Genomic DNA, 23,951 nt, shown 5'->3' with positions numbered 1-23,951 from the left:
ACGGGACGCGGCCGTGGGGCCGCTGTGCGGCCGTCCCCGGGGCTGCGTGCATCGTCGTCACCGTTCCGCCCCGCGGGGCCTCGCGTCCGCCGTCGTCATCGGACCGTCCGGTCCGGTCGTCATCCGGGGCGTCCCACCGCGACACGGGGGCCGCCGGCCGGCGAGCCGGGCTCGCGCCGGAGCTCATGACCGATCTGCGGCGTAAGTTAGGCACGGCCCACTGGGAATGTCAACGACGCCGTCTCACATCGTGAACGGTCCGATGAGACGCGTACGCGTCCCTTGACGCACGGGGTTTGACGACTCGACACTGATGGGCAGGTCACGATCGTCAGCGCCCACCACACCGCCCCGCGGCACGGTGGGTCATCGGCCCCGGCCCGCTGACCGGCAACCCTCACATCGCGGTGGGGTGCCCCGGGTGACGACCTGGTCCCGCCGGCGCGGCGGGGCAAGCGCGGTCCCGCGTCCTGCGGGCCCCGAGCCGGGGAGGTGGACATGCCCAGGGCACGCGCCCTCCTCCTCACCCGACGTCTGCACATCGACTTCCTGCGCGTCTGCAGCTCGTTCGGCGCGGCCGGCTGACCTCCACCCAGGACCTTCAGCCGTCCCGCCGCCGGTGCCCCCAGGGGTCGACCGGCGGCCCGCCACGCCTTGGAGAGGGCATGACCGAGACGATCCCGCTCGACCCCGCACTCCACGTCTCCTGTTCGGCGCTGCCGCGCGCGTCCCGTCCCGACCGCTTCCGCAGCCGCATCGGTGTCGACCTCGCCGGCGGCTTCTACCCCGCGCCACGCCGGTACGAGCTGTTCCTGTCGCCGGGGTGCCCGCTCTCGCAACGGGTCGCCATCACCCTCGACCTGCTGGGGCTGCGCGACTCCGTCGTCACGACGCCCGTCCCCGCGGGGGCCGCCGGCGACACCGCCCTCGCCGCGCTGCGCGCGGCCTACGAGGCCACGTGGCACCACTACGACGGACCGCTCACCGTGCCCGCGCTGTGCGACCGGTGGACCGGGCGGGTCGTCAGCAACCACACCCCGGACATCCTCGGCGACCTCGCGGGCCGCCTCGGCGCCGAGGGCTGCGCCTCCGTACCCCCGCTGTGTTCCCCGGCCCTCCTGCCCGACATCGAGGCCCTCCGGCACACGGTCGACACGGGCGTGACGAGAGCCGCCCAACTGGCCGCGGACGGGGCACCGGCCGACCGTGACGCAACCCTGCGGACCCTGCACGCCACCCTCGACCTGCTGGACCGCCGGCTGGCCTGCGGGCCCTACGTCCTGGGTGGCCACCTGACCGCCGCCGACGTCGACGTGTGGGTGGCCCTCTCCCACCTCGCGAGCGGTCTGCTCTGCTCCTACGGCCGCCTCACGGCGTACGTCGCCCGTCTCGGCGGGCACCCGGCGTTCCGTGCGCAGCGGACGGCCGCCGATCTCGCGTCCGCACCCTGACGCACACAGCCGTCCCCGCCCTCGCCACGGGGGCGGAGGTCGGGGACGGCTGCGTGCGTCCGCGGGTCCGGCCGCTCAGGCGTCCTCGGCCGGAAGGGCGTACAGACCGGGGAGGTTGACCACGACGGCCTCCTGGGTGCTGCGGGCGATGACGACCACGGCCTCCTGCGCGGGGTCCGGGTTCTCCTCGCGGTGCGGCACGAACGGGGGGACGAAGACGTAGTCGCCGGGCGAGGTGCGCAGGCGCACCTCCTCGGGCGCGTCGCCCGAGTCGTCCAGGAAGACGAACTCGGGGTGCCCGCTCACCACGTAGATCGCGGTCTCGGACGCGCCGTGGTGGTGGTCGGAGGACGCCGTCGCCGGGGCCACGTGGGTCTGGCCCATCCACAGCTTCTCGGAGCCCACGGTCCGTCCGCTGACGGCGGCGAACCTGCGCATCCCGCCGGTCTGCGCCGTCCCGCCGTCCAGGGCCCCCGCGCGGATGTGGTGCAGCCGGGTCCGCAGGGGCGCAGCCGCCTGCCCGGGCGCGTCGTGGAGATGGGGGTGGAAGCCTTCACCGGGGTTCGTCAGGGGCTCGCTCATGGCCGGGACGCTAGAGCGGCCCCGAAAAGGATGTCAAGAAGTGTCCTTTGTGCTTCACCTGCGGCAATGCTGCCGCAATGTACGGAGCACGGCGGCCGAACCCCCGGGCCGGGCGGGCCGGTTGGGGCATGATGGGCCCATGCATATCTCCGCGAAGGCGGACTACGCCACGCGGGCTCTGCTGGAGCTCGCCTGTGAGCCTGCCCGCCCCCTGACCTGCGAGGCCATCGCCTCCGCGCAGCAGATCCCGTTCCGCTTCCTGAAGTCCGTGGTGAGCGAACTGCGCAAGGCCGGCCTGGTGCGCAGTCAGCGCGGCTGCGAGGGCGGCTACTGGCTCGGCCGGCCCGCCGGCGAGATCACCCTGCTGGACGTGGCGCGCGCGGTGGACGGCGAGTTGATCACCCTGCGGGGGGAGTCGCTGGCCGGGCTCGGATACCCCGGTCCGGCCGCCGGACTACCCGGGGTGTGGCGCCAGGTCGAGGCGGGCGCGGCGGCGGTCCTCGGCGGGGTGACCCTCGCCTCGCTCCTGCCCGCGGCCGCCGCGGAGCGGCTGGACCGGAAGGGAGCCGCGTGACGGCCCCGCCTGCCCCGCCCGCCGTGGAGGTGGTGGAGTACACCGATCCGCTGTGCCCCTGGGCCTGGGGTTCGGAACCGGTGTTCCGCAGGCTGCGGGCCGCGCTGGGCGGCCGGGTGCGCTGGCGCCGCGTGCACGGCGTCCTGTTCGACGCCGACGACGACCCAGCCCCCGACCCGGCCGCGGAGACCGCCTGGTACGCGCGGCACGTCGAGGAGATCAGCGCGCACACCCGGGCGCCGCGGGCGCGGCGGCTGAGCCGGGTGGCGGCCAGCTCCTGGCCCGCCTCGCTGGCCGCCAAGGCGGCCGAGCTGCAGGGCGAGGAGGTGGCCGGGCGGGTGCTGCGCCGGCTCCGGGAGACCGTGTTCGTGCTCGGGGAGCCGGCCGACACGCCCGCGCTCGCACTGGCCGCGGTACGGGGCGCGCCGGGACTGGACCCGGTACGGCTCGCGGCCGACGCGGCGGCCGACGACGTCCTGGCGCGGGTACGGGCCGACCGGGCGGAGGCACGGCGCCCTGTGCGCGAGGCGCTGGCGGCGCGCGGCCCGTCGCCGCACCCCGGAGCGGCGAAGGAGACCGGCGGCGGCGGGTACCGGTACGCGCTGCCGACGCTGCTCGTACGCGCCCCGGCCGGGCAGCGCGTGGTGCCCGGCTGGCGGCCCTACGAGGAGTACGCCTCCGCCGTCGAGGAGTTGTGCCCGGGACTGCTGCGGACCCCGGATCCGCTGCCGCCGGACGAGGCGCTGCGGCGCTACCGGAGCCTCACCGATCCCGAGCGGGCCCTGCTGGTCACCGGGGCCTGGCCGCCACCGGAGGCGGTCCGGGTGGACACCGGGAGCGGCCCCCTGTGGCTGCACCCCGAGGAGGCCGCGACGCACCCGGCCACCGCTCGCGGTGCTCGCGCCGTGCGCTGACGGGGCTCTGATCCGCCGTCACGGACCCGTCCCGCCAAATGAGACACCAATTGGTGTCTATTGACAGCCGCTCGCGGCGCTCGCCAGGATGAGCAGCATGCTCACGACGCACCCCGGTGTGGTGTGCCGCTACGTGGACCTGCGGCGCACCTGCAGCGCCCTCTGTCGCTGACCGGCCGCCCACCACGGCCCACAGGCGCCTGACCGCATCCGTCAGCACCGGCCGCGCCGCCGCCCCGTCGAGCCGCGCCCGCCGTCCGCGCCGCCCCTTCCGCGCTTCGCCGCCTTCTCCCACCGCATCCCGGTGAGCCCCCGCGTACCCCCGAACGCCCTGCCCTGAGCGCGGCGTGCCCGGCGTCTGCCCGCCAGACCCCGTCGGCACGGCCGTACCGGCACGGGACGGCCTCGGGCGCGGGTGCGCGCCGTGCCCGCCGCCACGCCCCCGCCTGCCCTGAGCCGGTCCGGGGGCCCTCGAAGAAAGCACTCACATGCCCGGACGACTCACGCCCAGCCGCCCCGGACCCGCCTCCCCTGCCGCCCGGCGCCCGGGCCGGCTGCGCACCGCGGCCCTCGGAACCGCCCTCGCCTCCGTCCTCGTCCCCGCCCTCGGCGCGTGCGGCGGCGGCGCCGGCGCGTCGACGGGGAGCGCCACACTGAAGTGGGCCTCCTCCTACTTCCCCGCCCACTGGGACCCGGTGGTCTCCGGCAGCGGCGCCCAGTTCCGCGAACTCGCCCTGGTCTATGCCTCGTTGACGCGTACCGACGAGAACGGCAAGGCCGTCCCCGACCTCGCGAAGAGCTGGGAGTACAACGACAAGGGTGACGAGATCACCTTCCACCTCCGCCCCGGCCTGAAGTTCAGCGACGGCGAGCCGGTCGACGCGGCGGCGGTCAAGGCGGCGATCGAGCGGGCCAAGAAGCAGAAGAACTCGGCGCTCTTCGGCGACCTGACCTCGATCGCGTCGGTGGACGCCAACGGTCTGGACGCGGTCGTCCACCTGACCCAGGTCGACTACCAGATACCCCAGTTGCTCGGTGAGCGCGTCCTGCAGATCGCCAGCCCCAAGGCGGCCGCGGCCCCGCAGAAGCTGGACCAGCACCCCGTCGGCGCCGGTCCGTTCGTGGTGGAGCAGCTGATCCCCGGCACCAAGGTGCTGCTCAAGAAGAACCCGGACTACTGGGACGCGAAGAACATCCACATCGACGACGTGGAGCTCACCTCCGCCCCCGACGCGTCGACGGTCGTCTCCGGCCTCCAGACCGGCGTCTACAACTTCGCCGACCTCGAACCGAGTCAGGCGGAGGCCGCCGAGAAGGCCGGCCTGGACGTCTTCGTGCAACCCGGCTTCAACGCCTCGAACCTCAGCCTCAACGTCAACAAGGCGCCGTTCGACGACGACAGGGTCGTCGACGCCGTCCGCCACGCGGTCGACCGCAAGGAGTTCGTCGACAAGCTGACCTTCGGCTACGGCGAGGCGACCGACCAGCCCTTCCCGCCGGGGTACCTGGCCTACGACCCGACGTCCCGGGACCCGTACCCGTACGACCCGGCGACGTCCCGCAAGCTGCTCGCCGAGGCCGGCCACAAGGCGGGCGACGTCAAGCTCGACCTCGTCATCCCGGCGGAGGACCCGCAGGCCGAGATCGTGCAGGCGCAGCTGGCCGCGGTCGGCATCACCGTCCGCATCAAGGTCGACAAGAACTGGGCCACCCCGTTCTTCGCCAAGGACCTGACGTTCTCGCTCTACGGCACCACGGGGCGGGACTCAGCGGTGCAGACCCTCACCGCGCACTTCGGCCCCAACGGCCCGCTGAACCTGAGCACTCCGTACGAGCCGGCCGGCTTCGACACTGCAGTGGCGAAGGTCCGCCGCACGCCGCTGGACTCCCCCGACTACGTGGGGAACCTCCAGGCGGCGACCCGCGCCGGGCTGAAGAGCAAGGCCCTGGTCTTCACCTACTCCTCGCCCAACCTCTTCGCCAAGAGCAAGGCGATCTCGGACCTGCCGAAGAACCCGGCCCACATCGACTGGACCGGCGTGACCATCGCCGGCGGCAGCTGACCACCGTCCACCACCGAAGGGGAGGCAACCTCATGACGACGACCGCCGCGCCGGTCGCCCTCACCCCCCGTCGCGGCGTCGCCGCGGCCAGGGCCCGGCACGCCGCGGGCCGGGTCCTGGCCGCCCTCGCCCGGTCCGTCGCGATCATCGTGCCCGTGTTCCTGGTCGCGACCTTCGTGACTTTCGCGCTGCGGGCGCTGAGCGGGCTCAGCCCCGCACGGATCCAGCTGGGCGAGGACGCGACACCGCAGGCCATCGCCCGGGTCGAGGCCCAGTGGGGGCTCGACCGGCCGTTCCTGGTCCAGTACGGGGACTGGCTCGACGGCATCCTGCACGGGCGGCTCGGCACCAGCTGGGCCAACGGCGCCGACATCTCCACCCTCATCGGGCTCGGCCTGGGCGTCAGCCTCTCGGTCGCGACGCTGGCCCTGCTCATCGGGGTGGTCGTGGGCTTCGCGCTGGGCACGGTGGCGGCGCTGCGCAGCACCACCTGGATCGACCGTGCGATCACCGGATTCGTCACGGTCATCTCGGTGATGCCGGCGTTCGTGGTGGGCATCGTGCTGGTCGTCGTCTTCGCCGTCGGTCTCCACTGGTTCCCCTCCGGCGGCTACGTCCCGGCGGAGCAGGGCGTCGGGCCGTGGCTGGCGCACATCACCCTCCCGGCGATCGCGCTGAGCTTCGACGTGGTCGCCGACGTCGCCCGCCAGCTGCGCGCGGGCCTCGTGGCGGCCCACCGCGAGAACTACGTCACGGGCGCGGTGGTGCGCGGCCTGAGCCCGCGGCGGATCTTCTTCGGTCACGTCCTGCGCAACGGCCTCGGACCGGCGCTCGCCACCCTCGGACTGAAGTTCCCGGCCCTGGTGGGTGCCTCCGTCGTCACCGAATGGATCTTCGGTCTGCAGGGCTTCGGCAGGTTCGCCAACGACGCCGCCCAGGCCGGGGACGTACCCGCCGTCCAGGGCGTCCTCGTGGTGTCGATCGTCCTGGTCGTCTCCTTCAACCTGATCGTCAACCTGGTGCTGGCGCGCGTGACGCCGGCGTCCCAGCGGGGGGTCTGACCATGGTGCGCCGCGTCCTCTCCCTCACCTCCGGCCGGATCGCCGCGGTCGTCCTGACCGTGATCGCGCTGCTGGCGCTGCTCGGTCCCTGGCTCGCACCGCACGATCCCCTGGCCACCAGCGACAACACCCTGGCCGCCGCCTCGGGCTCGCACTGGCTGGGCACGGACTACCTCGGCCGTGACGTCCTCAGCCGGCTCCTGGACGGCTCGCGCGTCAGCGTGCTCGGTTCGCTCGAAGTCGCCCTGACGGCCCTGGTCGTCGGCGCGGTGCCCGGCATCCTGTCCGTCTACTGGGGCCGGGTCTTCGAGTGGGCGACCCTGCGCCTGGCCGACACGCTGGTCGCCCTGCCCTTCCTGCTGTTCGCCGTCGCCGTGGTCGCGCTCCTCGGCAACGGCCTCACCCAGGCCATGCTGGTCACCGGCGTGCTGGTGTCACCGCTGTTCTACCGGGTGGCCCGCGCCGCCACCCTGGCCGTGGCGCGCTCGCCGTACGTGGAGGCGGCGCTCGTCTCCGGTGCCTCGACGGGCTGGATCGTACGCCGCCACGTGTGGGGCAAGATCCTCCCGCCGGTCGCGGTCGCGCTCGCCCAGACCATCGGCGTGGGTTTCGTGATCGTCTCCAGCCTGACCTTCCTCGGCATCGGCGTGCAGCCGCCGGCGCCCACCTGGGGCGGCCTGCTCGCCTCGGACCTGGGCTACCTCAGCCACCAGCCGTGGGCCCCGGTGGCCCCCGCCCTGCTCATCATGGCCACCGTCTGGGCGAGCAACCTGCTCGCCGACGCGATCCGCGACGTCTCCGGCGAGGCGGGACGCGCACTGCTCGACCGCCGCAGGGCCCGCGCCAACCGCCTCGACAAGCCCGACCCCGCCCCCGCCGGAGGTGCGTGATGACGACCGTGTCCGAAGGACTGCTCCCCTTGCCTGCCCCGGACGCCGCGCCGGGCACCCCGGCACCGCCGGTGCTGTCCCTCCGCGGCGTGCGCATCGGCGACCGCGCGGGCGACCGCGAGATCGTCCACGGGGTGAGCTTCGAGCTCGCACCCGGTAAGGCGGTCGGCATCGTCGGGGAGTCCGGCAGCGGCAAGACCCTCACCTGCCGCGCGGCACTCGGCATCCTGCCCGCGCACTTCGAGGTCACCGGTGGGTCGATCGAGATCGACGGCACCGACATCGCCACCCTGACACGGGCTCGGTGGACGGCCCTGCGGGGCGCCACGATCAGCGCGGTCTTCCAGGACCCGGCCTCCTACCTCAACCCCTCGATCCGGGTCGGCCCGCAGATCGCCGAGGTCGTGCGCGCCAAGAAGGGGCAGCGGCGCCGCGAGGCCCGCCGGCGGGCCGTCGAGCTGCTGCGGACGGTGCAACTGCGCGATCCGGAGCTGGTCTACGGCAGTTACCCCCACGAGCTGTCCGGGGGCATGCTCCAGCGCGTCCTGATCGCGGCGGCGATCGCCGCCGGCCCGCGGATCCTCATCGCCGACGAGGCCACCACCGCCCTCGACGTCACCGTCCAGGCCGGGATCCTCGACATGCTCGCCGAACTGCGCGAACAGGCGGGGCTGGCCCTCGTCGTCGTCTCCCACGACCTCGCGGTCGTCGCCCAGCTCTGCGACGAGGTCGTCGTCCTGCGGGAGGGCGTGGTGGTCGAGCAGGGCCCGACCCGCGCGGTGCTGCACGACCCGCGGCACGAGTACACCCGTCTGCTGATCGCCGAACACGAGCAGTACGGCCTGGACACGTTCCTCACCGTGAAGGAGGACGCATGACGACCGGCGAACCGCCGCGGACGGCGCCGGCCGACGGTGCGGACCCCGCCGGTCCCGTGCTGGAGATCACCGGCCTCGACGTGCACTACGGCCTGCGCCGCCGGCGCCGCCAGGCACTGCGCGGGGTGTCCCTGACCGTCGCGCCCGGCGAGGCCGTCGGCCTCATCGGCGAGACGGGATCCGGGAAGTCCACCCTGGCCCGGGCCGTGCTGGGCCTGGTGCGCGCCTCGGCCGGGTCGGTCGTCGTCGGCGGGGAGGACGTCGCCCGGCACGGCCCACGCCGGTGGCGCGCCCTGCGCCGCCGAGGCGTCGTCCAGTACGTCTTCCAGGACCCCCTGCGCAGCCTCGACCCGGACCTCACCGTCGAGGAGTCCCTCACCGAACCGCTGCTCCTGCAGGGCGTCCCACGCGAGGAGGCGGCCGACCGGGCGCGGGCGTTCCTCCCCCGCGTCCGCCTGCACGAGGAGCTCCTCGGCCGGCTGCCCGGGGAGCTCTCCGGCGGGCAGCGCCAACGGGTCTCGGTGGCCCGGGCGCTGGTCACCGGACCGCGCCTGGTCATCCTCGACGAACCGGTGAGCGCCCTCGACGCGGCCAACCGCGTGCAGGTCCTGGAGATCCTCAAGGAGCTGCGCGCTTCCGGAGTGGCCCTGGTCTTCATCTCCCACGACCTCGGCTCCGTGGCCGGGGTCTGCGACCGCCTCGCCGTGCTCTACCAGGGCGAACTGGTCGAGGTCGGCACCACGCACGACGTCGTCAACCACCCCCGCCATCCCTACACGCGCCTGCTCGTCGGCTCGGCGCCCACCCTGCGTTCCGCCCCGGCGGACCGGGCCGAACGCGAAGCGCTGCGCGCGCTGCTGCGTACCTGACCCCACGACAGACAGGAACAGCCACCATGTCCCGCAGGATCCACCTCGCGCTCCACCCCTACGGCGTCGGCGGCCCCGGCCAGCACGGCCTGTGGAAGGACGCCCGCGTCGCCAAGAACGCCAGCACCGACATCAACTACTACATTGCTCAGGCCAAGGCGGCCGAACACGCCCTCTTCGACGCCCTGTTCATCGTCGACAGCCAGTTCATCAACGCCACCTACCCCGCCCACTACCTCAACCGGCTGGAGCCGCTGACCCTGCTGTCGGCGGTCGCCACGCACACCCGTCACGTCGGGCTGGTCGGCACGGCCAGTTCGACGTACAACTCGCCGTTCAACCTCGCCCGCCGCTTCGCCTCGCTGGACCACATCAGCGGCGGCCGCGCCGGCTGGAACGTCGTGACCAGCTTCGACACGGGCACCTCCAGGAACTTCGGGTTCGACGAGCACCTGGACTACGCCTCCCGTTACGGCCGCGCCCTGGAGTTCGTCAAGGTCGCCCGCGGCCTGTGGGACTCCTACGAGGACGACGCCTTCCCGGCCGACGTGGAACGGGGCGTCTTCCTCGACCCGGCCAAGCTGCACGCGCTCGACCACGAGGGCGAGCACTTCAGGGTCGCCGGCCCCCTCAACCTGTCCCGGTCCCCGCAGGGCCAGCCCGTGATCTTCCAGGCCGGCGTCTCCGAGGAGGGCCGCGACCTGGCCGCCCAGGTGGCCGAGGGCATCTACGCGCCCGGGGGCACCCTCCGGCAGGCGCAGGAGTACTACGCCGACATCAAGCAGCGCACCGCTTCCTACGGCCGCGACCCCGACCACATCAAGATCTTCATCCACGGCGGTCCGGTGGTCGCCGCCACGGACGAGGCGGCCCGGCGCCGCGAGCGGGAGATCTTCGAGGAGGACAACGACTTCGACCGCAACCTCGCGCTGCTGGGACGTTCCTTCGGCGCCTACGACTTCAGCGTGCACGACCTGGACGCGCCCTTCCCCGACGTCGCGCACCTCGCCGAGAAGGGCGGACGCACGGGCGCGGCCAGGATCATCGAGCGGGCCCGGGCGGAGAACCTGACCCTGCGCCAGGTCGCCCAGTCGGCCAACGAGTTCCGCACCTCCCCCTTCGTCGGGTCGCCGCGGACCGTCGCCGGCACCATCGAGCAGTGGTTCGACGCCGGCACCTTCGACGGCATCAACCTCGCCTTCCGCACCACCGACGAGCTCGAACTCTTCGTGGACGGCGTCGTGCCCCTCCTCCAGCAGCGCGGCCTGTTCCGCACCGCGTACGAGGCCGACACCCTGCGCGGCAACCTCGGCCTGCCGGTCCCCGCCAACCGCCACACCCACGAGCGCCTGCTCGTGGCAGACTGAGCACGGGACGGGACGGACAAGGCCATGACCACCGAGCACCCGCGCCTGCGACTCGGCTTCCTCACCCACGTGCAGGGCCGCGACGACGACCCGGTCCGCACCTACCGCAACGCCCTGGAACTCTTCGTCGCCGCCGACGAACTCGGCTTCGACGCCGGCTGGGTGGCCCAGCACCACGTCTCCCTGGGCGGCGGGGGGCTGTCCTCGCCCTGGACGTTCCTCGCCCACGCCGCGGCACGCACCACCCGGATCCGGCTCGGCACCGCCGTCACGATCCTCCCGCTGGAGGACCCGATCCGGCTCGCCGAGGACGTCGCCACCGTCGACACCCTCAGCGGCGGCCGCGTCGAGATCGGCGTGGGCAGCGGCTACAACGGCCTGGAGTACGCCGCCTTCGGCCGGGACGTCGCCCGCAAGCGCGAACTGACCAGCGAACACCTCGACGTACTGCGCAGCGCGCTGGCACGTGAGGAGGTCGGCGCGCCCGGCTTCCGCATCCAGCCGGCCGCCGGCGACTTCGGCGACCGCATCTGGCAGGGCGCCTTCAGCACGCAGGGCGCCGCGTACGCGGCGGCCGCCGGGTCGAACCTCCTGCTCAACCGGGCGGCGTACGGCTTCGACTCCCCGACCGACGCGGTGCAGCGCCCATGGGCGGACGCGTACCTCGACGCCTGGGACCGGCCGCGCCGCCCGCGGATCGGGCTGTCACGGTTCGTGTTCCCGGCCAAGGACCGGCGGACGGCGCTGGGGCAGATCGGCGAGGACGTCCACCGGGCGGCGCTGCGCATGGCGGAGGGCGGCGCCTTCCCGAAGGGCCTGCAGCTGGACGAGGCGCTACGCCGCTTCCACTCCTTCTTCGGGCATCCCGAGGAGATCGTCGCGGCGCTGCGGCGGGAGCGGGTCCTGCCGGTCGCGACCGACCTGATCACCCAGTTCAACCCCGCCGTCCCCGACCACGACGCGGCGTTGCGCGCCCTGGAGCTCATCGCGACCGAAGTGGCGCCGGCGCTGGGCTGGCGGCGCGCGTCCGAACCCGAGCCCCGGCCCGAGCCGGCAGGAGTCTGAGATGACCGAGCAGACCGACCGCATCGACCACGCCGACCACACCGACCACCACGGCCCCGAGGGCCTGCTCGTCCGCGGCACGGTCGTCGTGGTGCCGGGCCGCGGCGAGACACGGGCGACCTACGCCCGCTTCGCGCGGCGGCTGGCCGCCGACGCCTACCGCGTACGGGTCGTCGACCCCCCGGAGCCGGACGCGGACGACCCGGCCGGTTCCCTGACCCGGTTCGACGAGCGCCTCGCGCACGCCGTCGAGGGCACCGCCGCCGAGGGCGCGCCGGCCACCCCCGTCGTCCTGGTGGGCGCCGACTCCGGCGCCGTCGCCGTCGCCGCGCTCCTGGGCCGCCCCGGCCGGGCCGGCGTCCGGCCGGACGGCGTCGTCCTCGCAGGGCTTCCCGGCCGTGCGGCCCCTGCCGAGGACAGCGGCTGGGACGGGGAGCTCGACGTGCGCACGTCCTGCCCCACCCACCGCGACACGCTCACCCGGGACCCGCGCGTACGCCGGGGCTCGCTGGGCGAGGCGGTGCCCGACGCCCTGCTCACAGCCGCGTACGAGGCCGAACTCGCCCCGCCCGCGCTCTTCCTCGCCGGTGACGCCGACCCGCTCGCCGATCACGACGCGCTCGCACGCGCCGCCAAGTCCCAGCGCCGCGCCCGGCTTTCGGTCGTCCGAGGCGCCCACCACGACGTGCTCAACGACGTACAGCACCGCTCGGTGGCAGCCGAGGTCGTCACCTTCCTGGAGACGCTGCGCAACGGTCTGGTGCCCGTCGTGGCCGTCGAATCCAGCACCTGGTGACCGCGCCGAGGTCCCCGCTCGCCCCCACCCCGCCCGCCCGAACCCGGAAGGTCCCCATGGCCGTCATCCTGTCCGTCTCCGGAAGCCCCTCCGCCACCTCCCGCACCGCACGGCTGCTGCGCCACCTGGACGACCGGCTGCGGCTCCAGGGCCACGAGGTGGTCCCCCTGGACGTGCGTACGCTGCCCGCCGACGCCCTGCTCGGCGCCGACGTCCACCACCCGGCCATCACCGGGGCCGCGGCCCTGTTCCAGCGGGCGGACGGGGTGGTGATCGGCACGCCCGTCTACAAGGCCGCCTACTCGGGCCTGCTGAAGTCGCTGCTCGACCTGCTCCCGCAGTTCGCCCTCGCCGACAAGACCGTGCTGCCGCTGGCCACCGGCGGCACCACGGCCCACGTCCTGGCCATCGACTACGCGCTGCGCCCGGTGCTGAGCTCCATGGGCGCCGCCCACATCGTCCCGGGGTGGTTCACGCTCGACAAGGACCTCACCGTGGCCGACGACGGCACGCTGACCGTCGCGCCCGCCACGGCCGAGGCCCTGACACAGGTCACCGACCGCTTCTCCGCCGCGTTGGGAGGCCGTACGACCGTGCTCGCGCCCACGGGGTGAGCCCCTGTCCGCCGTACGCCGCGCGCGGGGTCACATCACGGGGCCGGTCCCCTGGCACAGGTCCCGGATCGCGGTCACGTGCGGGTGCCAGGGGCGCGTGGCCGGCCCGGTGAGGAGCAACCGCCGTTCCACGCGCGGCAGTACGGGGACGAGGGTGAGGCCGCCGGGCAGCATGCTCCCCGCCAGGGAGGGGACGACCGCGACGCCGAGGCCGGCCTCGACCATGCAGAGCAGCGTGCCCAGTTCACGGATGTGCTGGGTGGGGCGATACGGAACCCCGGCCCGTGCGTGGAGCTCCCTGAGCGGATCCGGCCCCCTACCGGGCGGCCGGGCCCGGGCGGGACACTGACTGCGCGGTCGTGCCGGGCGGGGGGCGGGTGGGTCCCGCGGCGCGGAGGGGGAAGGGGGACGGGATGGCGGTCGGCTCCACCGAGGTGACGGCTCTGGCGGGATCCCTGACGGCACTCGGCCTGGAAGCGGGCGGGGTCGTCCTGGTGCACGCCTCGCTGCGCGGCGCGGGCGGCACCCGCGCGGGAACGATGCTCGACGCGCTGCTACGGGTGCTGGGACCGCGCGGCACGCTGGTGACGCCCAGTTTCACACCCGAGAACTCCGACTCCTCCTCCGCCCACCGGGCGCGTGTGGCGGGGCTGGACCCGCGGGAGGCCGCCGCCGTGCGGGGCGCGATGCCGCCCTTCGATCCGGCGTCCACACCAGCGCCCGGGATGGGGGTGCTCTCGGAGACCCTGCGCACCGTGGAGGGTGCGGTGCGCAGCGCCCATCCGCAGACCTCCTTCGTGGCGTACGGCCCGGCCGGGGACGCCATCACGGCGGAGCACGGCGCCGACTGCCACCTCGGCGAGCGGTCCCCCTTGGCGGCGCTCTACCGGGCCCGTGCCCGGGTCCTGCTCCTCGGTGTCGGGTTCGACGTGTGCAGCGCGTTCCACCTGGCCGAGTACCGGGTGCCCCGGCCGCCCCTGCGCACCTACCGCTGCGTGGTCGTCAGGGGCGGGCGGCGTTCCTGGTGGAGCTACGAGGACGTGGCCCTGGACGACTCGGACTTCGCCGCCCTGGGCGCGGCGTACGAGGCCGAGGGCACGACCAGGACCGGCACCGTGAGCGGGCTCCGGTGCCGGTTGCTCGACCTGCGGGAGGCCGTCGACTTCGCGGTGCGCTGGATGCCTGTGAACCGGCCGCGACGGGCGGGCACCGGGGCCCGGACCGGTCCCGGTGCCGGGCCCGGGCTCACCTGACGCGGTCGAGGACCCTGCCGGCCCGCAGGAGGTGCAGGTCGTGCCGTACGGCCGCGGGGAGCGCGGCCTCGTCGTACGGCACGCCGTCCAGGAAGTCGCGCAGGCCGACGTCGCCCACGCGCGACATCGTGTACGGCGGAACGGAGTGCCGGGTGAGCACGAGGGGCCCTGGTCCGGCGTGCCCGAGCGCCTCGGCGAAGATCGCGCGCACCCGGTGGAAATGACGTTCCTGGACGCCGCCGATGTCGATGACGCCGACGGCTTCCGCGTCGGAGGGCGTCGTGCCGCCGATTCTTCGCAGCGGCAGCCGGCCGAGGTCGTGCAGCAGCACGTGGGCGGCCGCGTACGCGAGGGTCTGCCGGTCGGAGAGGCTGCCGCCCTTCCCCTGGAGCCGCCGGGCGATCTCCTCGCGCGGCTCCTCCCCGAGCCGGGCGATGGTGTCCTCGATCGGATCCTCGCCCGCGGGCAGGGGGAGGTCGGCGAACAGCCCGTAGTGGCCCGCCATCGGCCCCCGGTCCAGGACGCGGCACAGGTGCTCGGCGAGGAGCCGGCCCTCCTCCGCGACGACCGCGGCGGGCAGGGCGTTGATCCGCGCGCCCAGTTCGCCCACGTAGAGCACCTGCAGGTAGGGCAGCCGGCCCGTGACCGCCTGGACCCGTTCCGCCATGAGCACGGCGGGCAGCACGTAGCTCAGGGCACGCAGCGGCATGCGCACCGACGCACCGAACACCACCCGCAGGGCCGGAGGTCCGTACACGGCGGCCTTGCCCACCACGTCCAGGAGCGGCTCCACTCCCCCCTCCGGCAGCCCGCGGACGTACCCCTGCAGCCGGGCCGTACGGCCGACGACGGCGTCGAGGAGGGCCGGGCGCACCCGGTTGACCACCCCCGCGGCGGCTCCGTACTCCGAGGGCCGGAACCGGGCCAGGCACGAACGGACGTCCGCCTCGGCGAACGGGACCATGGTGTCCTGTCCCATCAGCGGGATTCCGCGCAGGACCGCGGTCAGCAGGTTCTCCTGCCGCTTGCCCAGGCCCGGGGGCGCGGAAGGGGAGGGCGCCGGCCGCGGGCCGGGACGGGAGAGCGTCGCGGGGTCGACCCCACCCATCAATGAGTCGTACATATAAAGTGATAGCCAGTCATACGTGTGCTGCGGAACGGGTCATGACGAGACGTCAGCGGATTCTTCCATGATGACGCCAGTGCGGGCGTCCGTGACCGCGCCCGTTCGTACCGGTTCGGACGGGTGGGGGATGAAGAATACGTACACCTACGCCGTGAGTTACCTGCATGGCAGGGACGAGGCCTGGGTGGCGCGCTTCCTGGACGACCTGGACCGGCGGCTGGGCACCTCCCCGGTCCGTTTCGTCAGGGCGGCCACCGACGGCGGCCGGGGCCCGGCCTCGCCCGGGGTGGCGACGGCGGACCGCGTCCTCGTCCTGTGCTCACCGGCCTACTTCAGCGAGGGCCCCGCGGACGCGGACTGGGCGATGCTGGCCCACCGCACGAGCCTGGACCGGGCCCGCGGAGCGGCGGAGAACGGCATCGTGCTGCCCCTGCTCTGGGAACCCGTGCTCCAGCGGATGCCGGCGGTGGTCGCCGAGGCGGACACGTTCACGGCGGGGCAGCCGCCCGAGTACCGGACCCACGGACTCGCGTTGATGACGATGCAGGCCGCGCGCCACCGGGCCGCCCTCGACGAGGTTCTCGGCAACCTCACCCGATGGCTCACCACCGCTCCCCCCACCGGAAGCGGCCCCGCCCCGCAGGACATCCCCGCCGAACTCCCCCCGGCCCTGACCTCGGACGACACCCGGTTCACCGCCCTGTACCGCGGCCAGCTGACCGGCACCGCGCCCGGACTCACCGGCGGGCGCCCCCTGGGCCGGCGACTGAGCTGGCAGGACGGTCCGTCGCGACGGCACACCCCGTCCGGGGAGCCGGCGGCCGCGGGACGGCGGCTGCTGCTGGTCGGCCCGGCGGGTTCCGGGCGCAGCGCCGTGCTCGGGCACCTGGCGGACCGCGTCGCGGCCGGCCCGAGCGGAGCGCCCTGGGGCTGCCAGGTGGCGTTCACCCTGCGGGCGGACACCGGCGGCCTGCCCTCCCCCGACGGGATCGTCCAGGCGGCCGCCCCCTCGCTGGCCGCCCGGGAGCCCGCGGGCTGGACCGCCCGGCAACTGCGCGGCGGGCGCGCGCTGCTGGCCGTCCACGGCCTGGACCGCGCGCCGGTCCACATGCGCCCCGCGGCCTGGGAATGGCTGCTGCGCACGGCCGAGCACTACCCCGACGCCGTGATCCTGGTGGAGGCCAACGGCAGTTCGGTGCCCTGGCACCGGATCGACGGTGTCTTCACCCCGGTCCTCCTCGACCCCCTCGACCCCGCGGAACGCGAAGCCCTCCTCGCCGGGGGCGATTCCCTCGCCGGCGCCCCCGGCGGCAGTTCCGCGCTCACGGCCCTGGCCGACGACCCGCTGCTCGCCGACGCCGTGCGCTGGCCGTCCGCCGCGGTCGCGGTCCGGCACGCGGCCCGAGCCGCCGGGGACCGCGGGCCGGACCGCATGGATCTGCTGCGCGCCGCGGTGGCCGCCGTCTGGCGTCCCGACCGGGAGGCCGCCAACGCGCGTACCAGAGTGCGCGACAGCGTCCTGCGGGCGGCGGCCGGCGGCCTGGCCGCCGCGACGCTCGGGTCCGGCGACGCCCCGCTCCCGGCCGACACGGCGCTCGACGCGCTGTACGGACTCAACGCGCCCGGCCTCACCGGCAGCGTTCCCCCCGCCCGGCTGCTGTCGCAACTGGCCGACGAGGCGGGCATCCTGTACGCGCCGGCTCCCGCGACGATCGCCTTCGCCGGCGAGTCCGTACGGCAGTACCTCGCGGCGGAGCACCTTGCCACCCACCCCGGCCCCGACGGCGACCGGATCCTCGCCGAGCACCTCGAACGGACGGGGTCCGCCGGGCTCGCCCGTCTGGTCGCCGAACTGAGCGCGGTCCGCAAGTCGCTCCCGGACGTCCCCGGTCTCCTGGAGCACGGTGCCACCGGCCGGCGCCTGACGGCATCGGCGGCGCCGGGGATGCGGGCCACCGGTCCCGTCGTCGTACGGTCCGCGGAGGAACTCTCGGGCCTGGCGGCGCGGCGGGACGCCGCGCCCGAGGTCTGGTGCCAGGGGCCGCTCGGGGAACTGGAGGCCGTGCTGCCCGGGATCCCCGGACTGCGGAACCTGGTGATCCTGGACCACCCGGAGATGACCGCGGTGCCGGACCTGAGCCGCTGCGCCGCGCTCCGGTCGCTGCGCCTGTCGAACTGCCCCCGGCTGCACGACCTGACCTCCCTCGGCGCCTCCCCGGTGATGTTCCTGACCATCGCGCCCTGGCTCCCGTCCCTGGACCTGAGCCCGCTTCGGCGTGCGCCCTGGCTACGGAGGATCGACCTGGTGACCGCCGCTCCGCGGGGCGGCGACGACGCCGTCCGCGCCCCGCGCGTCGGGCGGGCCGACGTGCGCGTGCTCGCGCCGCCGGGGCCCCCGGGAGGGCCTCCCGGCCTGTAGATCAGCCGCGACGCGGTCCGTTACAGTGGCGCCACAGCGTGTGGTGGCATGACGTTCTCGGGGGGCACATGCGGTACACCAAGGTCTTCGACCCGCAGGCGCCCGGCGCCGTCGGGGAGACCGGCGCCGACGCATCCTCGGGGCGTCAGGACGACCAGGTGTACCTGTTCGACGAGGACACGGTGCTCGCCGTCAACGTCGCGCTGGTGACGCGCCGTCCGCTGCTCGTCCTCGGCCCGCCCGGCTCCGGCAAGTCCACGCTCGCCCCCAACGTGGCACGCGTCCTGCGCTACCGCTTCTACGCGGAGGTCGTCACCGCCCGCACGGAGGCACCCGACCTGCTCTGGCGCGAGGAGGCGTTCCGTCAGCTCAACGACGCCTCCCGGGGCCAACTCGGCTCGCCCGGCGACCAGCCGTACCACCGGCCCGGCCCCTTGTGGAAGGCACTGGACCCCGCCCAGGACGACACGGCGCCCGACGGTCTGCGCGACCGTCCCGCCGTGGTCCTCATCGACGAGATCGACAAGGCGGACCCCGACCTCCCCAACGCGCTCCTCGACCCGCTGGACAACCTGCGCTTCGAGGGCCCGGACCGCTCCCGGGTCACGGTGCGCCCCGAGATCGGGCCGCCGCTGGTCGTCATCACCAGCAACGAGGAACGCGAGTTGTCGGCCGCGTTCCGGCGGCGCTGCATCCCGCTGCGGCTGCAGGTCCCCGGGCGCGCCCACCTGCTGGAGGTCGCCCGGCTGCACATGGGATCGGACTTCGATCCGGAACTCGGCGCCGAGGTGGCCGACCTCTTCCTCGCCCAGGGCTCCGGTACGGGACGTCTCGCGGCGGCGAGCACCGCGGAATACCTGGACACGCTGCGGGCGTGCCACGAGATGGGGCTGACCGCCGATTCCGAACTGTGGCGCAGCGTCGCGCGGTTCGCCATGGTCAAGGACACCTACGAGCCGACGGCCTTCGCGTGAGCCGCGGTCCGGTGCACGCCGGCGACGTCGTGCGCGCCGCCGCCGCGCTGGGCATCGCCGACCCCGCCGGCGTCCTCTCCCTGGTGCGCGCCATGGGTCTGCCCGGCCCCGGACCCCGGCCCCCGGAACCGGACGGCCCGGCGACGGAACCCCGGCGGGGCACCGAACCCGCGCCGCCGGCCCGTCCCGTCGGCCGGACGGTGCCCGGGGACGGCGGCGGCGTGCCGGAGCCGTCCCCGCGGACCGCCACCGGCGCCGACCCCGCGGGCCGGTCGGTCATCACCTTCGCGCCTCCGCGGACCCCGCCGGGACCCGGGCGACCGGCCGGTGAGCCGGCGGGTCCTGAGGAGCCGCTCTTCGCCGACCGCGGGGAGGTCACCGAGCAGCCGCCGTCGCCGCCGTGGAATCCGCGCACCCAGCAGGCGATCATGCTCACGGTGGCGGCCACCGAGGCGCTCGGCAGGGATCTGGACCACCGCAGGCTGATCGACCTGATGGTCCGGCGCCTGGGCGGCAGGCCGTCGTCCGGCCTTCGCCTCCCCTACCGGCCCCGCCCCACCACCCGGGCAGGGCTGCACGTGCTGCTGGACCGGAGCCCTTCCATGCGGCCGTTCCGCCACGACCACCAGTGGGTCGCCCGGCTGGCGCGGCAGGTACTCGCCCCCGACCAGCTGCGGATACTCGACTTCCGGCTGCCCCAGGGCGCCAGCGCGGACGGCGGCCGCACCTGGGGTGCGGCGGTCCGCCCGGCACCCGGCACTCCGGTGCTGCTCGTGTCCGACCTCGGCCGGCTGCGCCCTCCGGTGGCGGTGCGCAACCAGGCGTCACCGGCCGACTGGCTCGCCTTCCTCGGCCGGCTGAAGCACGCCGGCCACCCGGTGACCTGCCTGACCCCGTTCAGTCCTGACCTCTACCCGCCCGCCGTCCGCCGGTTGGTGGCCCTCGTCCCGCTGGACCGCCGTACCTCGGTGTGGTCGGCGCGCTCCCAGATCAGACGGCTGCGCCGCCGGAGGCAGGCATGGTGACGGCGGCGGCCGGACGGACCTCCGCGGCCAGGCTGATCCACGAACAGCGCCAGGAGGAACCGGACGTGGTCCGGCTGGCCCAGTCGCTGAGCCTGGCGGCCCAGGCCGAACCGTACGTCGTGCGTGCCGCGCGCCTGCGGTTCGTGCCGCGCAGCAGCGCCGGGCTGGAGGCCCAGCTGTGGTTCTCGCCCCTGGTCGAGGCCGCAGGCGGCCTGACCATGGTGCTCGACCCCGCGGTGGCTGCGGTCCTGCGCCGGGACCTCGCCACGAACGACCGCGCCCTGCTGGCCTCCGTCCGCAGCTTCACCGAACGCGCCCACCACGACGCGCCGCTGGCGGTGCGCACCTTCGAGACCCTCCTGTGGGCCGGCACGGCGCAGGCCGTGCCGGCGGAGGGCGACATCCGGCGGGAGCTCGAACCCTTCCTCGCCCAGGTGCTCTCCGACGGCCCCGAGGCCCTGGAGGCCGGCCGGTGGGCGATCCGTCACCTGCCCCGGCTGCCCGACGCCGTACGGGACTCGGCACCCGCGAGGCGCCTGCGCATCGCCGCGGCCGAGCGCCTGGGCCTGGAGCTGACGCCCGCCGCGGCGGGCCTGCTCCCGGAGGAGGTGACGGCCGTCCGCCGGATGGTCCACCGTGACGTCGACGTCGGGATCCGAGCCGAGCCCGGCGGCATCGTGCTGACCAGACCTCCCGAACGCGACGCCCAGGTGTGCCAGGTGAGCGGGGCCGCCCGGGTCAGGCTGCGCCTGCGCGCCGCGCTCCCCGGAGCGGCCTGGCACGAACTGGACCTGCACGACCGCAGACGGGCCGCCGCGCCCCTGGACGTGGTGGCTGCGGCCCGGCTCGACGGCAGCCTGGACGGCGCCCGGGCCGAACTGGGGGACGTGGTGCGCTGCGTCTGGGCCGGGGAGCACGGAGCGCTCGCGGTCAGCGCGGCGGGCCGTACCGAGATCCGGGTCGACGCGGCCGGACGGGTGCTGGTCGCGGACCTCCCGGTGCCCCCCGACCTGCTCGCGGTCGCCGACGCGGGCCCGCCGAGGGCGGCCGCGGCCGGCGGCTCCGGGCTCCAGGTGGTCGGAGCGGCCCTCGACGCCTCGGGCGAGGTGACCGCCCATCCGTGGTCCCCGGCGCCGACGGCCCTGGGCTGGGCGGCGCCGGGCGGGCCGGGCAGCGGCCCGGCGGTCCTCTGCGTGGCGGAGGGCCGGAAGGTGCACCTGCTGGACGACGGCGATCCGCGGCGCGTGGTGCTGACCCTCGATCACCCCGCCGACGTCACCCACATGTGGACCTCGGTCTCGGCGGCCCTGATCGCGGTCGCGGACGCCGAGGGAAGGGTCGTGGCACGTCACGCCGCTCCCGGGAACGGCATGGTCTCCCGCCGGTTCGCCACCGGGGGGTCCCCGGTGACCGCGCTCGCGGGCGACCCGCTGACCGGGGACGTCGTCTGGGCCACCGAGGACGGCCGGGTGTGGCTGGCCCGGAGCCCGGAGGACGACGCGCGCGATCCGGTGCCGCTCGGCCGGCTGCCCCGGCCGGCCACCTCACTGGCCGTCTCCTCCTCCGACGCCACGGTGGTCGCCGCGGACGGGGGACGCCACCTGCTGCGACTGCGTCGTCCCGCGGCCGGCGACCCGGAGGACCCCGGCTCCGCGCCGCTCCCCGGCGCCCGGCTGCCGTTCCAGGTGCGCGAGGTGTTCGCGGCCGGCCGGGGCCGCCTGATGCTCACCGGAACCGGCGGGCCGGTCGAGATACGGTCCGAAGACGGCAGGGTGCACCTCGTCCTGCCCTACCCCGCCGCCGCGTCCACTTCCGCGTCGCAGGCGCCGGGGCCGGGGCCCTCCTGGCTGCGCGCATCGGTCGGCGTCGCGCTTCCCGGCCCCGGTCCGGAGGCGCCGCCCGAGGATGTGCTGCGAGCCGCCCGCCGCTGCGGCATCGGCCACATCCGGCTCTCCGGGCCGCACCCGCATGACCCCCGTCGCACGGACCTCGTGGTCGAGCGGGCCGGGGAGGCCGGACTGCGCGTCGTCGCCGGCCTTCCCGCTCCCCCACCGGAAGCCGCGCCCGCCGACGTGCTGCTCGACGCGCAGCGTCTCCTCGACGCCCGCGTCGACGCACTGCTGCTGGAGGACCTGGCGGCCTGGCCCGCCCACCTGCTGGACGACCTGCGGCACCTGACGGACGCCTACACCGGTGCGGGCCTGATCGGCATCGCCGGCCCGGGGACCACCGGCGGGCCGGAGGAAGCGGCCCCGCGAAGCGCCGTCCATCTGACCGTGGGCCCTGCGCCGCTCCCGCGACCCGGGGCCTGGACGGTCCCGCCGGGCACGGCCTGGGTGCTCCCGGATCGGCCGCCGGCCGATCCGGGGGTCCTGCTGGCCCTGCCCGGCTGCCACGAGGTCCCCGCCGGTCTGCTGACGGCCACGGGGCACCGGGCGGAGGCGCTGCGCGTCCTGCTCTCCGTCCGGGCACGGCAGCAGGCCCTGGTCCACGGTTCCGTCGACGCGGCGCTGCCCGAACCGGTGCCCGGGGTGACGGCGTTGTGGCGGCGCCACGGCAGCGAGGCCATCCTGTGCCTGGGCAACGCCGGCGACGCGCCGGTCACGGTCACCGTACCGGCGCCGCCCGACGGGCCCGAGCTGGTCGGGATCGCGACGCTCGGCGCCGCCGCGGGGGAGCCGCGGCCGCTCTCCACCGTACGCCCGTCGGCCGGCGGGTACACGATCACCGTGGCCCCCGGTGCGACCCACTGGCTGAGCCTGTGGGAGAGCACCGACCCCGGATGGCGGCCGGGCGCATGAACGGGACGACGTCGCGCCCGCTGGTCTTCCTCAGCCGCAGCGAACCGCCCGGCTGCACCTGCACCTGCTGGCCGGCCAGGAGATCGGTGATCGGCCTGCTCGAGGCCGCCGGCTGCGAACCGATCGTGATCGACCGGCAGACCCTGGTGCCGGGCCAGGACTGGATGGAGGCCATATCCGACGGCATGGGCAACGCCCACGGCATGGTGCTGCTCGCGTCGCCGCACGCCGTCGAGTCACCGCACGTCCAGAACGAACTGGCCATGGCGGAGCTGCGCAACCGGCACGACGGCTTCCCGATCATCCTCGTGCTGCTCCCCGAGGTCGACCGGGAGGGCCTGGAGGCCAGCAGGCTCGGTTCGCTCAGTCCCACCCGGCGGCAGAACATCGACTGGCCCGTCGACGGGGACCTGGCCGACGTCGTCAGGGACATCACTCCCCAACTGGAGCTGATGCGGGCCCAGGTCAACGAGGACCGGGTGCACCAGCGGGTCGTCCAGCACCTGCGCGAGGTCGACGGGCCCGTCCTCAGCCGTGCCGGGGACCGGCTCGGTGTCTCGCGGGAGATCCTGCTGCCCCTGATGCACCACCGCGTCGCCGAGGGGCTGCTCACGGAACGCCGCAGTGAGCCCCAGGACGATCCGCTGCGCGCGGCCCTCACCGAACTCCTGCCGCTCCAGGCGACCTCCGGATCGCGCGAGGTGATCGAACTCAGCGTCACCCATGCCCGGGTCCCCGCATCGGACTCCCGGCGCATCAACGAGGTGCTCACGGCCCCGGCCGCCCCGCGGGCCGCGGTCCTGCCCGCACACTCCACCGAGACCGCCCGGCGCTTCGTCCACCGCGCCAGCGGACAGCCCGTGGCCTGGGACCACTTCGTCGTGCCCATCGACGTGGGTTCCGGCGTCGCGGAGAGCCTCATCGCCGGAGTCCGGGACCACCTGACCGAGGTCGACGTCCACGACCTGGAGACCCTGCTGCAGCACGAGCACGACTTCGGCCCGGTGGTGGTGATCGTGCCGCATCCCCCGGACCCCGACCTCGTGGCGCGGCTCGGCGAGGAGTTCCCGGCGGGCGTGCTCTTCCTCTTCGTGGTGGACGGCGACCTGCTCGGCACCGCGCCCGATCCGCTGCCGCGGCTGCAGGGGCTGCCCCGCCCGCACGAGGAGGAGATGAACCGCACCATACGCACCTTCGTGCGCCGCTACGCGGGCCGCAACTGACGACGA

21 protein-coding genes and 2 riboswitches are annotated in these 23,951 nt (G+C 74.8%); of the genes, 18 read left to right on the top strand and 3 right to left on the bottom strand.

What is annotated here, in order from left to right:
• Positions 1-91: 91 nt before the first annotated feature.
• Positions 92-191: riboswitch (SAM riboswitch) on the bottom strand.
• 169 nt (positions 192-360) lie between these two features.
• Positions 361-464, top strand: a riboswitch (SAM riboswitch).
• Positions 465-665: 201 nt separating this feature from the next.
• A complete protein-coding gene (locus PV410_RS08950) occupies positions 666-1,451 on the top strand; it encodes a glutathione S-transferase C-terminal domain-containing protein (protein WP_500323464.1) in 786 nt (261 codons plus the stop codon).
• 75 nt (positions 1,452-1,526) lie between these two features.
• On the opposite strand, the gene PV410_RS08945 is transcribed toward PV410_RS08950, so the two are convergent.
• The gene (locus tag PV410_RS08945; RefSeq protein ID WP_500323463.1) at positions 1,527-2,033 is read right to left on the bottom strand and encodes a cupin domain-containing protein; all 507 of its coding nucleotides are present in this window, start codon (positions 2,031-2,033) and stop codon (positions 1,527-1,529) included.
• Positions 2,034-2,172: 139 nt separating this feature from the next.
• On the opposite strand from PV410_RS08945, the gene PV410_RS08940 reads away from it, so the two are divergent.
• The 11 genes from PV410_RS08940 to ssuE all read left to right on the top strand — a co-directional run bounded on the left by PV410_RS08940 (position 2,173) and on the right by ssuE (position 13,124).
• Positions 2,173-2,607: an RrF2 family transcriptional regulator gene (locus PV410_RS08940; protein WP_326570637.1), complete on the top strand. Its 435-nt coding sequence runs from the start codon at positions 2,173-2,175 to the stop codon at positions 2,605-2,607.
• Positions 2,604-3,521, top strand: a complete 918-nt coding sequence (locus PV410_RS08935) for a DsbA family oxidoreductase (RefSeq protein ID WP_500323462.1) — start codon at positions 2,604-2,606, stop codon at positions 3,519-3,521. Before PV410_RS08940 ends, PV410_RS08935 begins: the two co-directional genes overlap by 4 nt.
• A 488-nt stretch (positions 3,522-4,009) precedes the next feature.
• Complete coding sequence (locus PV410_RS08930) at positions 4,010-5,584, top strand: ABC transporter substrate-binding protein (RefSeq protein WP_500323461.1); 1,575 nt, start codon at positions 4,010-4,012, stop codon at positions 5,582-5,584.
• 32 nt (positions 5,585-5,616) lie between these two features.
• Positions 5,617-6,645 carry an ABC transporter permease gene (locus PV410_RS08925; protein ID WP_499516029.1) on the top strand — a complete coding sequence of 343 codons (1,029 nt, stop codon included), beginning with the start codon at positions 5,617-5,619 and terminating at the stop codon, positions 6,643-6,645.
• Between the two features lie 2 nt (positions 6,646-6,647).
• Complete coding sequence (locus PV410_RS08920) at positions 6,648-7,535, top strand: ABC transporter permease (RefSeq protein ID WP_500323460.1); 888 nt, start codon at positions 6,648-6,650, stop codon at positions 7,533-7,535.
• Positions 7,535-8,413 (top strand): ABC transporter ATP-binding protein, encoded by an 879-nt coding sequence (locus tag PV410_RS08915; RefSeq protein WP_500323459.1) that lies wholly within the window; start codon positions 7,535-7,537, stop codon positions 8,411-8,413. Before PV410_RS08920 ends, PV410_RS08915 begins: the two co-directional genes overlap by 1 nt.
• Positions 8,410-9,282, top strand: coding sequence for an ABC transporter ATP-binding protein (locus PV410_RS08910; RefSeq protein WP_500323458.1), 873 nt, complete (start codon positions 8,410-8,412; stop codon positions 9,280-9,282). The genes PV410_RS08915 and PV410_RS08910 overlap by 4 nt, the downstream gene beginning before the upstream one ends.
• A gap of 26 nt (positions 9,283-9,308) precedes the next feature.
• Entirely contained in the window at positions 9,309-10,649 is a 1,341-nt protein-coding gene (locus PV410_RS08905; protein ID WP_500323457.1) for an NtaA/DmoA family FMN-dependent monooxygenase, read from the top strand.
• A gap of 24 nt (positions 10,650-10,673) precedes the next feature.
• Entirely contained in the window at positions 10,674-11,714 is a 1,041-nt protein-coding gene (locus PV410_RS08900; RefSeq protein WP_500323456.1) for an LLM class flavin-dependent oxidoreductase, read from the top strand.
• A gap of 1 nt (position 11,715) precedes the next feature.
• Complete coding sequence (locus tag PV410_RS08895) at positions 11,716-12,510, top strand: alpha/beta hydrolase (protein ID WP_500323455.1); 795 nt, start codon at positions 11,716-11,718, stop codon at positions 12,508-12,510.
• A 56-nt stretch (positions 12,511-12,566) separates the two neighbouring features.
• Positions 12,567-13,124 (top strand): NADPH-dependent FMN reductase, encoded by a 558-nt coding sequence (gene ssuE / locus PV410_RS08890; protein WP_500323454.1) that lies wholly within the window; start codon positions 12,567-12,569, stop codon positions 13,122-13,124.
• Positions 13,125-13,154: 30 nt separating this feature from the next.
• Here ssuE and PV410_RS08885 read toward each other — a convergent pair whose 3' ends face one another.
• A complete protein-coding gene (locus tag PV410_RS08885) occupies positions 13,155-13,589 on the bottom strand; it encodes a LysR substrate-binding domain-containing protein (RefSeq protein ID WP_500323453.1) in 435 nt (144 codons plus the stop codon).
• Between PV410_RS08885 and PV410_RS08880 the strand changes: the two genes are divergently transcribed.
• The gene (locus PV410_RS08880) at positions 13,538-14,377 is read left to right on the top strand and encodes an AAC(3) family N-acetyltransferase (RefSeq protein WP_500323451.1); all 840 of its coding nucleotides are present in this window, start codon (positions 13,538-13,540) and stop codon (positions 14,375-14,377) included. The genes PV410_RS08885 and PV410_RS08880 overlap by 52 nt on opposite strands.
• Here PV410_RS08880 and PV410_RS08875 read toward each other — a convergent pair.
• A complete protein-coding gene (locus PV410_RS08875; RefSeq protein ID WP_500323450.1) occupies positions 14,370-15,485 on the bottom strand; it encodes a hypothetical protein in 1,116 nt (371 codons plus the stop codon). The two genes, PV410_RS08880 and PV410_RS08875, sit on opposite strands and share 8 nt — an antisense overlap.
• Positions 15,486-15,654: 169 nt before the next feature.
• Here PV410_RS08875 and PV410_RS08870 point away from each other — a divergent pair, with 169 nt between their 5' ends.
• The 5 genes from PV410_RS08870 (at position 15,655) to PV410_RS08850 (ending at position 23,945) form a co-directional block, all read left to right on the top strand.
• Entirely contained in the window at positions 15,655-17,922 is a 2,268-nt protein-coding gene (locus tag PV410_RS08870) for a large ATP-binding protein (protein ID WP_500323449.1), read from the top strand.
• 68 nt (positions 17,923-17,990) lie between these two features.
• Positions 17,991-18,896 carry an AAA family ATPase gene (locus PV410_RS08865; protein ID WP_500323448.1) on the top strand — a complete coding sequence of 302 codons (906 nt, stop codon included), beginning with the start codon at positions 17,991-17,993 and terminating at the stop codon, positions 18,894-18,896.
• On the top strand, positions 18,893-19,921 hold the full coding sequence (locus PV410_RS08860; RefSeq protein WP_500323447.1) for a hypothetical protein: 1,029 nt from the start codon (positions 18,893-18,895) through the stop codon (positions 19,919-19,921). The genes PV410_RS08865 and PV410_RS08860 overlap by 4 nt, the downstream gene beginning before the upstream one ends.
• The gene (locus PV410_RS08855; protein WP_500323446.1) at positions 19,915-22,722 is read left to right on the top strand and encodes a hypothetical protein; all 2,808 of its coding nucleotides are present in this window, start codon (positions 19,915-19,917) and stop codon (positions 22,720-22,722) included. The genes PV410_RS08860 and PV410_RS08855 overlap by 7 nt, the downstream gene beginning before the upstream one ends.
• The gene (locus PV410_RS08850) at positions 22,719-23,945 is read left to right on the top strand and encodes a toll/interleukin-1 receptor domain-containing protein (protein ID WP_500323444.1); all 1,227 of its coding nucleotides are present in this window, start codon (positions 22,719-22,721) and stop codon (positions 23,943-23,945) included. The genes PV410_RS08855 and PV410_RS08850 overlap by 4 nt, the downstream gene beginning before the upstream one ends.
• The last annotated feature ends 6 nt before the right edge of the window (positions 23,946-23,951 follow it).

Origin of the sequence: Streptomyces sp. PA03-5A (genome assembly GCF_033792725.1) — a bacterium.
Lineage (GTDB): Bacteria > Actinomycetota > Actinomycetes > Streptomycetales > Streptomycetaceae > Actinacidiphila.
The sequence above is the reverse complement of the archived record's forward strand: the minus strand, read 5'-3'. Positions and strand labels throughout refer to the sequence as shown.

Excerpts from the sequence above, each read along its gene's own strand:
- PV410_RS08895 (WP_500323455.1), top strand. The coding sequence starts at position 11,716 with ATGACCGAGCAGACCGACCGCATCGACCACGCCGACCACACCGACCAC.
- PV410_RS08940 (WP_326570637.1), top strand. The coding sequence starts at position 2,173 with ATGCATATCTCCGCGAAGGCGGACTACGCCACGCGGGCTCTGCTGGAG.
- PV410_RS08850 (WP_500323444.1), top strand. The coding sequence starts at position 22,719 with ATGAACGGGACGACGTCGCGCCCGCTGGTCTTCCTCAGCCGCAGCGAA.
- PV410_RS08945 (WP_500323463.1), bottom strand. The coding sequence starts at position 2,033 with ATGAGCGAGCCCCTGACGAACCCCGGTGAAGGCTTCCACCCCCATCTC.
- PV410_RS08855 (WP_500323446.1), top strand. The coding sequence starts at position 19,915 with ATGGTGACGGCGGCGGCCGGACGGACCTCCGCGGCCAGGCTGATCCAC.
- PV410_RS08900 (WP_500323456.1), top strand. The coding sequence starts at position 10,674 with ATGACCACCGAGCACCCGCGCCTGCGACTCGGCTTCCTCACCCACGTG.
- PV410_RS08925 (WP_499516029.1), top strand. The coding sequence starts at position 5,617 with ATGACGACGACCGCCGCGCCGGTCGCCCTCACCCCCCGTCGCGGCGTC.
- PV410_RS08875 (WP_500323450.1), bottom strand. The coding sequence starts at position 15,485 with ATGGGTGGGGTCGACCCCGCGACGCTCTCCCGTCCCGGCCCGCGGCCG.
- ssuE (WP_500323454.1), top strand. The coding sequence starts at position 12,567 with ATGGCCGTCATCCTGTCCGTCTCCGGAAGCCCCTCCGCCACCTCCCGC.
- PV410_RS08865 (WP_500323448.1), top strand. The coding sequence starts at position 17,991 with ATGCGGTACACCAAGGTCTTCGACCCGCAGGCGCCCGGCGCCGTCGGG.
- PV410_RS08910 (WP_500323458.1), top strand. The coding sequence starts at position 8,410 with ATGACGACCGGCGAACCGCCGCGGACGGCGCCGGCCGACGGTGCGGAC.
- PV410_RS08920 (WP_500323460.1), top strand. The coding sequence starts at position 6,648 with ATGGTGCGCCGCGTCCTCTCCCTCACCTCCGGCCGGATCGCCGCGGTC.
- PV410_RS08950 (WP_500323464.1), top strand. The coding sequence starts at position 666 with ATGACCGAGACGATCCCGCTCGACCCCGCACTCCACGTCTCCTGTTCG.
- PV410_RS08930 (WP_500323461.1), top strand. The coding sequence starts at position 4,010 with ATGCCCGGACGACTCACGCCCAGCCGCCCCGGACCCGCCTCCCCTGCC.
- PV410_RS08905 (WP_500323457.1), top strand. The coding sequence starts at position 9,309 with ATGTCCCGCAGGATCCACCTCGCGCTCCACCCCTACGGCGTCGGCGGC.
- PV410_RS08880 (WP_500323451.1), top strand. The coding sequence starts at position 13,538 with ATGGCGGTCGGCTCCACCGAGGTGACGGCTCTGGCGGGATCCCTGACG.
- PV410_RS08915 (WP_500323459.1), top strand. The coding sequence starts at position 7,535 with ATGACGACCGTGTCCGAAGGACTGCTCCCCTTGCCTGCCCCGGACGCC.